10 protein-coding genes are annotated in these 13845 nt (G+C 59.7%); 3 read left to right on the top strand and 7 right to left on the bottom strand.

The annotated features are described in order from the left end of the window. Positions 1-6: 6 nt before the first annotated feature. A complete protein-coding gene (locus NXS98_RS00350) occupies positions 7-960 on the top strand; it encodes an SDR family NAD(P)-dependent oxidoreductase (protein WP_283846466.1) in 954 nt (317 codons plus the stop codon). Here the strand turns inward: NXS98_RS00350 and NXS98_RS00355 are convergent. Further along, positions 957-1664 (bottom strand): flavodoxin family protein, encoded by a 708-nt coding sequence (locus NXS98_RS00355; protein WP_283846467.1) that lies wholly within the window; start codon positions 1662-1664, stop codon positions 957-959. The genes NXS98_RS00350 and NXS98_RS00355 overlap by 4 nt on opposite strands. Before the next feature lie 348 nt (positions 1665-2012). Between NXS98_RS00355 and NXS98_RS00360 the strand changes: the two genes are divergently transcribed. Continuing rightward, positions 2013-3335 carry a PQQ-binding-like beta-propeller repeat protein gene (locus NXS98_RS00360; protein WP_283846468.1) on the top strand — a complete coding sequence of 441 codons (1323 nt, stop codon included), beginning with the start codon at positions 2013-2015 and terminating at the stop codon, positions 3333-3335. A gap of 235 nt (positions 3336-3570) precedes the next feature. Here NXS98_RS00360 and mutT read toward each other — a convergent pair whose 3' ends face one another. Together mutT and NXS98_RS00370 are read right to left on the bottom strand one after the other, a co-directional pair. Beyond that, positions 3571-3981: an 8-oxo-dGTP diphosphatase MutT gene (mutT, locus tag NXS98_RS00365; RefSeq protein WP_283846469.1), complete on the bottom strand. Its 411-nt coding sequence runs from the start codon at positions 3979-3981 to the stop codon at positions 3571-3573. After that, on the bottom strand, positions 3981-5270 hold the full coding sequence (locus tag NXS98_RS00370; protein ID WP_283846470.1) for a UDP-glucose dehydrogenase family protein: 1290 nt from the start codon (positions 5268-5270) through the stop codon (positions 3981-3983). The genes mutT and NXS98_RS00370 overlap by 1 nt, the downstream gene beginning before the upstream one ends. 84 nt (positions 5271-5354) lie before the next feature. Between NXS98_RS00370 and NXS98_RS00375 the strand changes: the two genes are divergently transcribed. Continuing rightward, entirely contained in the window at positions 5355-6581 is a 1227-nt protein-coding gene (locus tag NXS98_RS00375) for a hypothetical protein (protein ID WP_283846471.1), read from the top strand. A 39-nt stretch (positions 6582-6620) separates the two neighbouring features. On the opposite strand, the gene NXS98_RS00380 is transcribed toward NXS98_RS00375, so the two are convergent. The 4 genes from NXS98_RS00380 to NXS98_RS00395 form a co-directional block, all read right to left on the bottom strand. After that, positions 6621-9452: a helicase-related protein gene (locus tag NXS98_RS00380; RefSeq protein ID WP_283846472.1), complete on the bottom strand. Its 2832-nt coding sequence runs from the start codon at positions 9450-9452 to the stop codon at positions 6621-6623. Next, on the bottom strand, positions 9449-11536 hold the full coding sequence (locus NXS98_RS00385) for a phospholipase D-like domain-containing protein (RefSeq protein WP_283846473.1): 2088 nt from the start codon (positions 11534-11536) through the stop codon (positions 9449-9451). The genes NXS98_RS00380 and NXS98_RS00385 overlap by 4 nt, the downstream gene beginning before the upstream one ends. A 2-nt stretch (positions 11537-11538) precedes the next feature. Then, positions 11539-12801 (bottom strand): hypothetical protein, encoded by a 1263-nt coding sequence (locus tag NXS98_RS00390; RefSeq protein WP_283846474.1) that lies wholly within the window; start codon positions 12799-12801, stop codon positions 11539-11541. A gap of 138 nt (positions 12802-12939) precedes the next feature. Further along, complete coding sequence (locus NXS98_RS00395) at positions 12940-13698, bottom strand: ion transporter (protein ID WP_283846475.1); 759 nt, start codon at positions 13696-13698, stop codon at positions 12940-12942. Positions 13699-13845: the final 147 nt, after the last annotated feature.

A 13845-nucleotide genomic window follows, 5' to 3' on the forward strand; every position in this document is an offset into this window, starting at 1 on the left:
CCGCCCATGAACTTTCTGGTCACCGGCGGCGCGGGTTTTATTGGCTCTCATGTGTGCGAGGCGCTCCTGCAGCGAGGGCATGCCGTATGGGCGCTGGACGACTTGAACGATTTTTACGCGCCCGCCCTGAAGCAGGCCAATTTACGGGCCTTGCAGGCGTTGGGCCGGGACTTTGAGTTTGTGCAGGGGGACATCACCGATGCGGAAACACTGGAGGAGGTATTCAGCTTTGCCCCCTTTGACCAGGTGATTCACCTGGCGGCGCGCGCCGGCGTACGGCCCAGCCTGCAGCAACCCGCCCTGTACCTGCGGGTGAACGTGGAGGGCACGGCCCTGTTGTTGGAAGCGGCGCGGCGGCACAAGGTGCGCAAAATCATCATGGCCTCCTCTTCCTCGGTGTACGGAATCAATGCCCGGGTGCCGTTCAGCGAGAGTGACCCCATCTTTACGCCCATCAGCCCTTACGCCGCCAGCAAGCTGGCGTGCGAAGCCCTGGGGCATGTGTATCATCATGTTTATGGGATGGATGTGGTGATGCTCCGGTTTTTCACGGTGTATGGTCCGCGCCAGCGGCCGGACCTTGCCATTCACAAATTCGCGCGCCTGATGCGGGACGGCCAGCCCATCCCGGTCTATGGGGACGGCTCTACAGCCCGGGATTATACCTACATCACCGACACGGTCTCAGGTGTGCTGGCCTGCACGGAAAAAGAGTTTGGTTACGAAATCATCAACCTGGGCGAATCGCAGACCGTGACCCTCAACCGGCTGATTGAAGTTTTGGAGCAAGAAATGGGGGTGAAGGCGGTCATAGACTGGCAACCGCCGCAGGCCGGAGATGTGCCGATTACCTATGCCAACGTGGAAAAAGCCCAACGCCTTTTGGGTTATGCGCCTCAGGTGAAAATCGAGGAGGGCATTCGCCGGTTTGTGGCGTGGTTTAAGACCACCCAAGGTTAACCTGCCGTCAGGCCGGCCAGCCGCAGGACCACTTGCGCCACCCGCGCGCCCGTCTTGCGGGCGGAATCCAATCCCACTTCGTCTGTGCTGATGTCGTCCTTGCTGGCCACAAGGGTGCCGCCCAGGTAGGCTGGCGAGTTGCCGCCCACGATGAACATGTTGAAGCTAATCATGGCGGCCTGAATTTGTTGAATGATCAGCTCCTGGCCACCGTTGCGATTGCCCGCCACTGCCACTACCCCCACCGGTTTGTTGGCAAACACATTCTTGGGGTCACGCAGGGCATAGCAGCGCTCGATGAATGCCTTGCACAATGCACTCATGGTGCGGAAATAAGAGGGGGAGCCAATAATCAACCCGCCAAAAGCTGGATCGGTAAATTTGGCCATCAATGGATTGAAATCGTCGTTGATGGGCGTGGGTGAATGCCCATGGATGTTCAGCCCGCCCAAATCCAGCAGCTCAGTTTGGATGCGGGCGTCCACGGCCCGCGCAGCTTCCAGCGCCGCCTGCACGGCTTTGGCAGTGGTCATGCCTTTGCGTGGGCTGCAGGCTACACCGATAATCTTGAGCGGGGCGGCGCCGGCCTCGGCGGCTTTTGAGGAGCTGGTGCTTGCGGCCACCGCTGCCATTCCGGCAGCGGCGATGAAATGGCGGCGGTTCAGGGTGGTGTTCATGCGTCGAGAGGGAGTGGATTCATTCATAGGCTCAGAGTTGGGCAAAATGTTTCCCTTGGCGAGCGCAAAAAACCACCGCCTGCTGGACATGGCGCGGAGGAAGGCTATGACTTTTCGCCAGCAAGTGTCTGGAATCTGGCGCATTGTCATGCTCGGGCAATGCCCCAAGGCCCAAGACCTAGGGGCGGTTTCTGCGAGAAAGCGAAAGGGGGATTACTGTAACCGTTGGGCCGGGCCGTTCGTCTAAAGCCATGAATCCATGCAAATAGACCAGCATGGGGCGTTGCATTTCCCCTTGAGCGGCAAGGGGGAAGGCAGGCTGTCTTCACGTGCGCCCTGAAAATGACTCACCCAAACCCAAAACCCACGATGAGCATGAAAACTACGACCTCGCTCTTATGGAGCATCGCTGGTTGCGGCGGTTTGCTAATGGCCGCCATGGTACAAGCCCAAGATTGGCCTCAATGGCGCGGCCTTAATCGGGACGCAAGGGCTGCAGATTTCAAGGCTCCGGCCGCCTGGCCCAAAGAATTGAAAGCGGCCTGGAAAGTCACCGTCGGTGAAGGAGTGGCCAATCCCTCGCTGGTGGGCAATCGTTTGTATGTTATTGCGCGTCAGGAGGGTAAAGAAGTCATGCGTTGCCTGGACGCGGCCACGGGCAAGGAGCTTTGGCAGGACAGTTACGAGACGCAAGGCGCCACCGGGCCGGCGGCCGGTTTCAGCGGCCCGCGGGCCACTCCGGCCGTGGCGGAGGGCAAGGTGGTGGCGCTGGGGGTGCGTGGGATATTATCCTGCTGGGATGCCAATACCGGCAAGTTGCTGTGGCGCAAGGAGGAATTTACCGGCTCTTTGCCGCGTTTCTTCACCTCGGCTTCCCCGTTGCTCGTGGATGGCTTGTGCGTGGTGCAATTGGGGGGTGGCAATCAGGGTGGGGTGCTGGCCTATGACTTGGGCACGGGGCAGGAGAAATGGCGCTGGACAGGCGACGGCGCGGCGTATGCCTCGCCGGTGTTGGCCACGGTGGACGGCGTCAAGCTGGTCATTGCCCAGACCGATACCAAGATGGTGGCGTTGACGCTGGCGGAGGGCAAGCTGGTGTGGGAGACGCCCTTTGCCGTGCAGGGGCGGGGCTATAATGCGGTCACGCCCATTGTGGATGGCGCCACGGTCATTTTTGGCGGGTCAGGCCGCGGCCTGACCGCGGTCAAATTGGCCAAAGAAGGCGACAAATTCACGGCCACCGAGCTGTGGAAAAGTCCGGACATCAATTTGCAGTTCAACACGCCGGTGCTGAAAAATGGCTGGTTATACGGCATTTCCGCCCGTAATGAACTTTTCTGCGCGAGCGCCAAGGATGGCAAAGTGGCCTGGAGTGTGCCGTTTGCGGGCGCTGCTCCGGCCGAGGCCGCGCCGCAGCCGGCTGCCGGTGGAGGCGGCGGCGGGCCGGGGGGTGGCCGGGGCGGGCGTGGCGGCGGGATGGGCGGTGGCGGGTATGGCTCCGTGGTGGACGGCGGCAGCGTGTTGCTGGCGCTGACGCCTGCGGCGGAATTGGTGGTGGCGGAGCCGAATGCCCAAGCCTTGAAAGAAGTGGCGCGCATCAAATTGGACGCCGCCCAGACCTACGCATATCCGGTGGCCTCGGGAGACCGGTTGTTTATCAAAGACCGGGATTCTCTGGCCTTGGTGACGATTAAATAAGGCGGGCGCGGGCCGGGTTGATCCTGATTGATGCCCTGCTTAGGGGTGGGGGGAGTGCGGCAATGTCTTCTTGCCCCGCGGTTGGCTTGGGAAACGGCTTGGGGCGGGTGGAGTTGTGAGTGACTCCATTTAACGTGCCCCCACGGCGTAGTTGTTGGCGTCTTGTTTTGGCGGCACGGCGTGGCTCTAGGTTCCCTGGCTCCATCCCATCAGCGCAAGTCGGGCGATTTTATTTTTATTCCGCCCACCATTCCGAATGAGCCTGTAGCTTGGCCAAAAGCCGGGCGTCGGCGGGGGGGAAGTGGTAGCGGGTCAGCTCTTCGCGGCTGACCCAGGCCACGGCGGCGCAGCCCAAGGGGTGCGGTTCACCGTGGAGGAGCCGGCAAAGGAAAAAGCGGAGGTGGACTTTTTTTTCGGGATAATCGTGGTCCACGCTTTCGACCAGTTCGCCCACCTGCACTTGCACGCCCAATTCCTCCTGCAATTCGCGGGCGAGGCAGGCCTCATAGCTTTCGCCCGGCTCGCGCTTGCCGCCGGGGAATTCCCACGCGCCGCCGAGGTGGTCGCCGCGGCGGCGTTGGGCAATCAGGAGCCGGCCGTGGCGAAAAATGAGGCCGGCGGCCACCTCGATGCGCTGTGCGGGCATTATCGTCCCACGCTTTTGTAGATGAAGCCGAGGCGTTCCATTTCGGCGGGGTCAAAGAGGTTGCGCCCGTCGAAGAGTATGGGATGGCTGAGGGTTTTGCGGGCGCGCTCGAGGTCGAGCTTTTTGAATTCCTCCCATTCGGTGGCGATGACCAGCGCATCGCAGCCCTCGGCGACGGCGTTCATGTCGTCCACGTATTCCACGTCGGGCAGGACGGCCCGTGCTTTGGGCATGGCCTTGGGGTCATGCACGCGCAACCGCGCCCCCTCTTTGAGCAGGCGCTGGCACAGCTCGATGGCGGGGGACATGCGGATGTCATCCGTGTTTTGTTTGAAAGCCAGCCCCAGCACGCCCAGCGTTTTGCCTTTGAGCACCCAGAGGGTGTCGGTGATTTTTTTAATGAAGCGGTCCATTTGGGCGGCGTTGATGCGCTGCACCTCGCGCAGCAGGTGGAAAGGGCAGCCCAAATCTTCCGAGATGCGAATGAAGGCGCTCAAGTCCTTGGGGAAACAACTGCCGCCGAAGCCGATGCCGGCGTTGAGGAAGGCCCGGCCGATACGTTTATCCATGCCGATGCCGTTGGCAACTTCCTCCACGTTGGCGCCGGAGGCCTCGCAAATGGCGGCCACGGCGTTGATGTAGGAAATCTTGAGCGCGAGGAAGGAATTGGCGGCGTGTTTGATAAGCTCGGCGGAATTGATGTCCGTGACGATGATGGGGGCGTTGAAAGGGGCGTATAGCTCCTTCATGGCGGCCACGGGACGCGGCGAGCGCACGCCGATGACGATGCGGTCTGGCTTGAGGAAATCCTCGACGGCAAACCCTTCGCGCAGGAATTCCGGGTTGCTGACGACATCAAACTCCACCCTGGCCTTGCAATAGCGTTTGATGGTTTCGGCGACTTTTTCGCCGGTTTTGACGGGGACGGTGCTTTTGTCCACCACGATTTTGTAGGAGGTCATGGCGGCGGCGATGTCGCGGGAGACGCCCTCCATGAAGCTCAAATCCACCGAGCCATCCGGCAGCGGGGGAGTGGGCACTGCAATGAAGATGATGTCGGCGCGGTCCACGCCTTCCTTGGTGGAGGTGGTAAAGTCCAGGCGGCCGGCCGCCTTGTTGCGTTGCACCAGCTCTTCCAGTCCTGGCTCATAAATCGGCATTTGTCCTGCCTGGAGGGCGGCAATTTTGGCGGCATCGCAATCCACGCAAACCACCTGATGGCCTACCTCCGCAAAACAGGTGCCGGTCACCAAACCTACGTAACCCGTTCCAATAATGCACAGGCGCATAGTGCGGCGTAGGCTAGCGAGGGGCGGCTTGCGGCTCAAGCACTTTCCCTTGAAGCCTGCGCGCATCGGCGGTATTTATCTGCCATGCAGCCATGGCGAAGAGAGCGGGGGGCGTGTTCCCATTGCGGGCGCGCCGTGCTGGGCGTGGTGATTTTGGTCATTATTTTGCTGTCGCTGTTGCGTTCGATGGCGCAGCCGGCCAGCGCTGGCGCGAGTCTTTACGCGCGATGGAAAAATGGGCCGCCGGCGGATGCCGGTTTCTTTCCGATTGCGGTATGGCTGCAGAATCCCAGCAAGGCCGAGCGCTACAAGGCGGCGGGTTTCAATGTGTATGTGGGGTTGTGGCGCGGCCCCACGGAGGCGCAACTGGCGGCGCTCAAGGCCGCGGGGATGAAGGTGATTTGCCATCAGAACGAGGTGGGGTTGAAGCATTTGGAGGACCCCACCATCATTGGTTGGATGCACGGGGACGAGCCGGACAACGCGCAATCGCTGGGGCAGGGCAAGGGCTATGGGCCGCCGATTCCGCCCGCCAAAATTGTGGAGGACTACCAGCGCCTGCGCGCGGCGGACCCCACGCGTCCGGTGTTGCTGAACCTGGGCCAGGGCGTGGCGTGGGACCGCTGGCATGGGCGCGGGGTGCGCACCAATCACCCGGAAGATTATCCGGAATACATCAAGGGCTGTGACATTGTTTCCTTCGATATTTACCCTGTGGCCCACAGTCACCCTGACGTGCAAAACAATCTCTGGTATGTGGCGCGCGGCGTGGAGCGGTTGAAACAATGGAGTCGCCCGGAGCAGGTGGTCTGGAATTGCATCGAGTGCACGCGCATCAGTTCCACCAACAAGGCCACCGCCGCGCAGGTGCGCGCCGAGGTTTGGATGTCGCTCATTCACGGATCACGCGGCCTGATTTATTTTGTGCACGAATGGAATCCCCGGTTCAATGAATCGGCGCTGTTGGACGATGCCGAGCTGCTGCCGGCGGTCACGGAGATTAATCGCCAGATTCACGCGCTGGCGCCGGTGCTCCATCAGCCGCCCCTCCCGCAGGCGGTGCGCGTGACCACCGAGCCGGCGGAGGTGCCAGTGGCTGTGGCGGCCCACCGGCACGAGGGTGCCTTGTATATTTTTGCGGTGGCCATGCGCAACCAGCCTGTGAAAGCCGTCTTCACTCTGCAAGCGGCGGGCCGTGCCGCGCCTGTGGAAGTTCTGCATGAAAACCGGCAGCTTCCTGTGACCAACGGCACTTTTACAGACACCTTTGCCGGGTACGGGGTGCATTTGTATCGCTTGCCCTTGCGGTGAGCAGCGCAAGCCCTGCCGGTCACAAAGGGGGCCGGAGTTTCACGTGCCGCAGGCGGCGAGCTGGAAGGCCAGTTGTTGGGCCACAGTGGGGGGAAGTGGCACGCGCTGAGCCAGTTTTTCCGTGGTGCGCGCATCCACTTGGAATTTTTCTCCCATGACGACGCTGAACCAGCGCTGGCGGTCCATGACGACGCGATACAGTTTTTCGTCCTGGGTTTCTGCGAGGAAAGGCAGATAGACCCGAATGGGCTGGCCGCACCGTTCGACTTTGGCTCCGATGCGGTCCACCCTGCCGGTGCGTTGTTCGAGGGTGCTTGGATTCCAGCAAAGGTCGTGGTGGATGACGTAACGGCAAAACCGGTGCAGGTCCACTCCTTCCGACATGACACTGCTGGCAATCAGGATTTCCGGAAAGAAAGGGCTGTTGAAGGCGAGCATGAGGGTCTGCCGGGTTTCAGGTCTTACCTTGCCATTAACGAGGCGCACGTTAGGAAGCAACTTCTCGGGAGGGGTGCCTTGTTGCTCATCGAGGCTGATGGTTTCCTGAACTTCACGGCCTGCAAGGTTGCCGGTTTGGATGCTATTGATGGCATTAAGATAACCCTCGCGTTCACTTTTGGCACAGCGCCGCTCCAGAAACTCAAAAAAACCCTCCAGCAAATCGCGCAGGCAGGCTCCGGAGCTGTCTTTGGTCGTAAAGGCCTGCTGCACGGCAGCGGCGTCCGTTTTGCCGGGGGAGAGGGGAAAAAAGCGCACCAGAAAAGAAGGAGTGCGCAAAAAACGGCGGACGATTTCTTGCAGCGTAACTTTATAGCCCGCGAGGGCAGGATGCTCCTTCAGAATCCTGCTTAATTCCGCATCGCAGGCCTGGCGGAGAGGTGAGTTGGACTTGAAGAAACGCTGGCCAAGGAGTTCCAGCTTCATCATGGATTCTTGTGGTTTACACTGGAGTTTCTTGGCGGCCAGCGAGGTAATTTCTTCGGTCAACAAGTTGGAAATAACCTGGCGCAAGGCGCGTCCGGTGGCCAGGTAATGGCAGAAGACGACCACCTTTTCACCTTGGCGCCAGGCCTCCAGCACGCGCTGAGCGGTGGCTTTGACTTTGGGGTGAGTGGCCGAGTCGCGATGGTCCCGGAGAGGCAGGGTTTTGGTGAGTTGATCAAGATACCAACGAGCTACGGGGTCCACCTCCGCCGGGGAGGCAAGCGGCTCCTCATCGCCGTCCAGGCCTTCCCAGTGGGCGTGGCGGGTATGCAAAAAAGCTTCAAAACTGGAGGCCAACCCCTCCGCAAAAATGGGCCGTGACTCGGGCGTGCAGGCGGTGGCCCGGGCGGCCAGGAGGAAAGGCAGCAAGGCTTCGTTGGACACTTCAATGCCGGCTTCGGTATCCTCCGGGCAGTCATGGATAATAGCTTTGCCGGGCAATAATTCCCGCCGTGGCAGCCCATTCCAGGTGCGTGACTTCAAGTGTCTAATGACCCACGGACGCAGGGATTGTTCAGCTTCGCGCATGCGCTCAAACGTGCGTCTAAAGCTTGCCAGGAGGTTTTCCACAACCGCTGGTTTATGGCTGGCAACCTGAATCTTTTCCCACCAAGCGACCACCTCGTGGAGGCCAAATTTTTCCTCGCCAATGACCAAATCCTCGGGGCGCAGATCCCCCCAGGTTTTGTCGAAATTGATGGCGGCAGCTTGTGCGGCATCGAGCTTTTGCCGCAGCTCGCGGAGCTGATGTTGAAAAGCTGCGCGGCTCATGGCGGGGCCATATGGAGGTTCCCAGGCAATGCCATCGAATCTCTCCAGGACTGAACAAAGCTCATGATGGCCCAGTTGGAAGGGAGTGGCCGTGAGGAAAAGCATGCGCTCGAAAATGCCGCCCAGCACGCCGCGCCGGATCTCCTCGGCATCGAGTTCGGCATCTGGATTTTGGAACAGCCCGGCAAGCTGGGTGGAGGGATTCTTGAGATGGTGAGCCTCATCCAAAATCAGCAGCGGCAGCCGGAGTTGCAATCGCTGCAGGCAGGCCCGCCACACTTGCTTGAGCGCATCGCCAAGAATGTGCCGGGCGCGCTCAATGCGTTCCTCGTAGTTGACCGAAAGACGCAGGGGGATGTTTTTCAATGCCTCATAAACGTGGGAAGTGTCGAAATCGTGGAGGACCTGAATGATTACCCTGGGCACAGGGTCATCATCCGTAAGGGGATTGGCATCCCCTTCGGGGTCGATGCCATGTTCGTGCAAGACCGTAAGCCATTGTTCCGGAGGGTGGGATAGAAGGACTTGCCAAATATCGGCGGCTTTATTTTGCACTCCTTGGAGGAACAATAGTCTGCCCAAGCAACGATATAGTCCCCGCTCCAGTTGCCTGCGTTGGTGGCGCCCCCGCAAGGCCCGTTGGATGACTGCCAGCTTAATCCAGGCATCAGCGCGGCCGTGGCCCAGACCCCGATGCATGGCCCCGTGGGTGAGAAATATGATGGAATGGCGGTGTTCTGGTGGATCATCCAGCAATTTAAGGAACTCCACGGCTGAATCTGCCGAGGCCGCCCGTACCTTGTGGCGAAGAGCGGCAGGCAAACACTCTTCCTGAAAAGTCCTGAAATCGGACGGCCACTTTTCCTTCAAGCTGGGCGGAACCATCACCACCACGGGCCGGCGTCTGGCATCCGACAGGGCCACTGAAGCAGCCACAGCCAGGGCCACGAAAGTTTTGCCCATGCCGACTTCATCGGCCAGCACCACGCCGGGCTGGTGGGCCAGCCGGTGAAGAATGGCCGCAGCGGTCTGTTGCTGTCGGCGGGCGTCGGTTTCCGTTATACGTCCCGGCACGTAAAGCCTGAGGTCCTTTGCCAAGGGATGCCAGGTGTTCATGGTGCATCCTCCGCCAGGGCGCGTTTGACGTAAGCCGCCAGCCTGGGGTGATCATTCAAAGCGGCCGCGTTGATCTGGGTGGAAATTTCCCGGATAATCTCCTGCAACGCCTCCCGGATACGTTCGGCCGGCAGGCAGCCGGGCGTTGTTTGAGGCTGAACGCGCTTGAGTTCAAGACACAACTCAGCCAGGAGGAAGCAGCGCTCCGGTTCGGAGCGTGCTTCCTGGCTGATGGCTTTGGCGAGAGCCAGGACGCCAATGGGGCCGTGCAGGCGCCAGGTGAGGGCCGCTTCCGAAGCCACCGGCATTTGCAATCGGCGACGCAGGGCCGTCAAGGCGTTGGAGACTCTTCGGGTGCGCTGCAAAAGAAAGGAGGACGTGTTGACCCGGCGGTGGGGGTCAAGGGCCGTTTCCGTGGTTATCGTGGAAGATTTTTGCGAGCGTCGCAACCAGCGATGGAGCACCTGATGCAGCGGCCTGGCGGAGCTTAAAATCTCCATCAGGACCTCCAGAGGCAGGTTGTTTAATTCAGGTGGAGGAGGTAATGCCGTGCTGGCAATGATATTCACCGGCCAGTATGCGCCATAATGGCAACCCTGCCAGGTTACGCGGAAATAGGAAGGGGGGCGTTCGCGGGGCCAGCGGAGGCGGAAAGTCAGGGGGTTTCCCTGGGCATTCCAGTGGCTGGCATCGGTAAAACGCTCCTGGTCATCTTCTGCAAATAATTTCCAGCCAGCGGGAGGAGTGTTGGTGAAAGCGAATTCAACATAAAGATGCTGTTGTTCATCCAAGCCGACATTGGCATGGCCAAAGGCGGGGGGCAGCAAATCAAATTCTGCCGGGGCGGTGTCTTCCTGCTCGTCCTCCTGCGGTTGAAAACGAAGGGTCCAGTCGTGGGGAAATTCCTCCACCGGCAGACAGGCGTGTTGCCATGCCCGGTCCGCGCGAGGGTTTTGTTGGTAATCCACCAGGTACGCGAGATTGGCCTCGAGATTACGGGTTTTATCGAGACCGTAACCTGGCGAGGTGAAATTGCTGGAGCCAATCATGTAGCACAACCATCGGTTGCTGCGCAGCCACAGGGATTTGGCATGAATAGGGCGTCCTTCTTCAGGAAAATCGTCGGGAGCCGGTTTCAACCAGCCAAAACATATCTTAACGCGGTTTTTGTCGTCCGGCGGCACTTTGGCCAGGGCCGCCGGGGCGTGAACCAGCGCGGCCCGCTCTCCTGGAATTTCTTCTGCAGTCACATCATACTGCACGTAAACTTTGCCCCGCTGCTTTAAGAATTTCAGGAGAGTCTTGGCTGGCCGGTTGCACGCATGGGGCGGGTCAAAGAAGGGACTCAACACATAAGCCTCATCCGGGGGAGGATGGCCGGTCCAAAGTTTTCCTAGTTGTGTAAAAACATCATCCCGGTTGGGACCGGTTAGCACAGCATAAACACGGGGGATGCCCCACGAGCGGGGGTATTCCTTGATGCCCCATTCCCGGGTCATGGATTTGACTCGCTCAAGGAACACGCGCCAGCGGGACACGGCCGGACTATCGCTACCGCCGGGTGGATTGGCGGTGGAAACAGCTTCGTCCAGAAATAGTAGGAAATCATCCAGCACGGGCAGGGGTATCTGACTTTCGGGATGGTAGTCGAGCACGCCAAAAATCTCATGATTACGACGATAGCCATCCTCGGTCAAATTGGCTGAGGCCACAATGAGGCGGGCATGGCGGCTCCAGAGCAGCAGGGACACCTTGGCGTGAAGAATGGCAGAGCCGGACAATCGGGCTGGCAGAAGGTCCCAGCGCAGGTTGCGGGTGCCTTTGGCATGGTGCTGGTCCACCAGGACGGCAGCGCAAAGGAGCTGAGCAATTTTTTCCTCGCGCTCTACCAGATAAGCTGCGCCATCCTCGCTGGCATTGCTCTCCAGGTGAACAAAACGGGCCAGACATTCTTCCTCAAACAAGACGGGCGAGAAGGTGAAAGTGGTGGCAACACAGCCAATGGCATCGCCGGCCTCCTCCGGAGGCACCCAGGCATCCAATATTTTGGCGCGGCCGGGCAGGGCTGGTCTGGGTTTGCTCATGGTTAAAGCAAATGAAGATCGTGAGCGAACTGCCACAGTGAGCGGGCCCGATAATAATGAACGTATTCCTGGCTGTCCTGGGCATGTTCATCCGTCCGGTACTCCGGACGGATGATGAAAGTACCGTCGTCGAACCGTTCAAACCATGGATTTTTGCCATGGGGTGGCTTCAACCGCTGGGTTTGACGGTGATGCTCCATCAGGCGCTCGACCCATTCACTCACCGTGCTGGATTCGCCCAGCCTCCCAAAGGCATCCCGGAACCGAGCTGCCTGGTCCACTGGCTCTAAAAGCGACATGACCTCAGTAAAAGACGCGGGCACTATGCGCGCGGCGCGCTGGACGGCTGGCAAAGCTGCGAGCGATTTGACCGAGACTTTTTTCGCGCCTTGGCGGGTAAGCTCGCACAGACAGTCTTGAAAGGCGTCCTGGCAGAGCCGGCAGAATGCCTCGTAAGCAAGAATGGCCTCCAGCAGTTGGCGCAGGCCCGGGCTGGCCCTTGATTTTAAAGCTTGATGCAGTTCTTTTTCTGAACCGGTTTTTTCCCAAATCTCCTGGCCGAAGGAGGAAATAAGAAACTCCAGGTACTCACCGCGAAATCCGTGGTCATCGCGCAGCAGCGCGTCGGATATAAAACGGGCTTCTTTCATCCCTGCGTCATAAGGCGAAAGATGCCGGGAGAAAAATTCCCAGCCGGCCCACGTGGGGCTGCGTGCGGTGGCCCCTTTTTTCAATCCGGCGTCCAAGGCCTCCTTAAGCTGGGCCAGGAAGGCTTGACCGGGTCCAGCTTCCGTTCCCACGAAGCCTTCCAGGTGTTGTTCTTTGCTCCAAACCAGCAAGAGTTCATAGCCCACTTCCCCCAGGCGGTCCCCTTGGGCCACGCCGAGGGTCCGGGCAAGCTGGCGATAAACTCCGTGAAAACCAAAAATGCTCGGGGTTTTCAAATACCTTTTGGACGAAAGCGGCACCCCCTCGGAAATAGCTTTGGCCGCCTTCTGATTGCCCGGAATACCAATATGTTTCTCTTTATCCAGGGTGCGCACTAGGCCTTCCACCACGTACCACTCAAAAACCAGCCAGGGCGGGCTGAGGCGGTCTGCCGCGAGTGCCTCTTCGTCATAATCCTGGCATACCACCAAGGAAACAGCCATGGCGGTAAGGAAGCGCGGATGACGCTGGCGCTCGCGCACCCCCGGAGCCAGGCGCACGGCCAAAGCATCGGCCAAGGCTTCCGTTCCCAGGGGGTCAATGCCGCCTTCGCCCATTTCAACTGGATCTTTTTCGGTCAAGAATGGCCCAATGACATCCTTTTCCATTTTCTGGCAAACAGCGCTATTTGGTGCTTTTTGCTGATAGATGCTAAAAAGCATCCATGTGTTACCGTTTGTTGTAAATCACAAAAACTACTTCGGGGGTTGGTGGTGTTGAATGACAAGGCGAAGTGCATCAATTTTTTTCTCCATTTCCTGCAAGCGAGCGGTGAGTTCATCGGGTGAGGGAGGCGCGGATTCGTTGCTGCCCAGGAGGAGGGAGGCGATGAGGCCGCTGAGGCCGGCGAACATGCCGACGCCGCAAATCATGAGGAGGACGCCAACAAGGCGGCCCTCGGTGGTCACGGGGTATTTGTCGCCATAGCCGACGGTGGTGGCGGTGGTGACGCTCCACCAGAGGGCATCTTCGGCGGTTTGGATGTTACTCTGGGGCTGGCGCTCGCACACGAGGATGGCCACGGAGGAGAAGGTGATGAGGAGGAAGGCCATGAGGCCCAGGGAGGCGGCGCCGCCCTGTCGTTTGTTTTGAAAGATGAGCAGGAAGATGCGGTGCAGGGAGCGGATGCCACGCAGGAGGCGGATAACACGCAGCACGCGGATGAGGCGGCCCCAGCGGAGGGCGTCCACGTTGGGGATGCAGGCCAGCAAGTCAATCCAGCCCCATTTCATGAAGTCGCGTTTGGATTCTGCACGGTGCAGGCGGACGAGAAAGTCCACCAGCAGGACGCCGCAAACGATTGTGTCCATGGTCTGGATGACCTGGCTAACTTCGGGGGGCAGGGTGAGGAGGGTGTCGGCGGCGAGGGCAGCCAGGAGAACGAGGCTAAGGAGGAGGATGGCCAGTTGGAAGGGGCCGATTTGGGTGTCAATCTGGGTTTGTTTGTTTTGCATGGGGGTGTTTTAGCAAAAGGGCAGGGGTTTTGCACGCGGGAGGCGATATTGGCTTCGTGGTGCCGGGGCGGCATGAGCACTCGTCTCGAGGTTCAGGGGGATAGGGAGGGGTTGATTACATAAAAAAAGGCCCCTGCGGTGAGGCAG

This window comes from Fontisphaera persica (assembly GCF_024832785.1).
GTDB classification, from domain to species: Bacteria; Verrucomicrobiota; Verrucomicrobiia; order Limisphaerales; family Fontisphaeraceae; genus Fontisphaera; species Fontisphaera persica.

Excerpts from the sequence above, each read along its gene's own strand:
- NXS98_RS00350 (WP_283846466.1), top strand. The coding sequence starts at position 7 with ATGAACTTTCTGGTCACCGGCGGCGCGGGTTTTATTGGCTCTCATGTG.
- NXS98_RS00355 (WP_283846467.1), bottom strand. The coding sequence starts at position 1,664 with ATGAATGAATCCACTCCCTCTCGACGCATGAACACCACCCTGAACCGC.
- NXS98_RS00360 (WP_283846468.1), top strand. The coding sequence starts at position 2,013 with ATGAAAACTACGACCTCGCTCTTATGGAGCATCGCTGGTTGCGGCGGT.
- mutT (WP_283846469.1), bottom strand. The coding sequence starts at position 3,981 with ATGCCCGCACAGCGCATCGAGGTGGCCGCCGGCCTCATTTTTCGCCAC.
- NXS98_RS00370 (WP_283846470.1), bottom strand. The coding sequence starts at position 5,270 with ATGCGCCTGTGCATTATTGGAACGGGTTACGTAGGTTTGGTGACCGGC.
- NXS98_RS00375 (WP_283846471.1), top strand. The coding sequence starts at position 5,355 with ATGCAGCCATGGCGAAGAGAGCGGGGGGCGTGTTCCCATTGCGGGCGC.
- NXS98_RS00380 (WP_283846472.1), bottom strand. The coding sequence starts at position 9,452 with ATGAACACCTGGCATCCCTTGGCAAAGGACCTCAGGCTTTACGTGCCG.
- NXS98_RS00385 (WP_283846473.1), bottom strand. The coding sequence starts at position 11,536 with ATGAGCAAACCCAGACCAGCCCTGCCCGGCCGCGCCAAAATATTGGAT.
- NXS98_RS00390 (WP_283846474.1), bottom strand. The coding sequence starts at position 12,801 with ATGGGCGAAGGCGGCATTGACCCCCTGGGAACGGAAGCCTTGGCCGAT.
- NXS98_RS00395 (WP_283846475.1), bottom strand. The coding sequence starts at position 13,698 with ATGCAAAACAAACAAACCCAGATTGACACCCAAATCGGCCCCTTCCAA.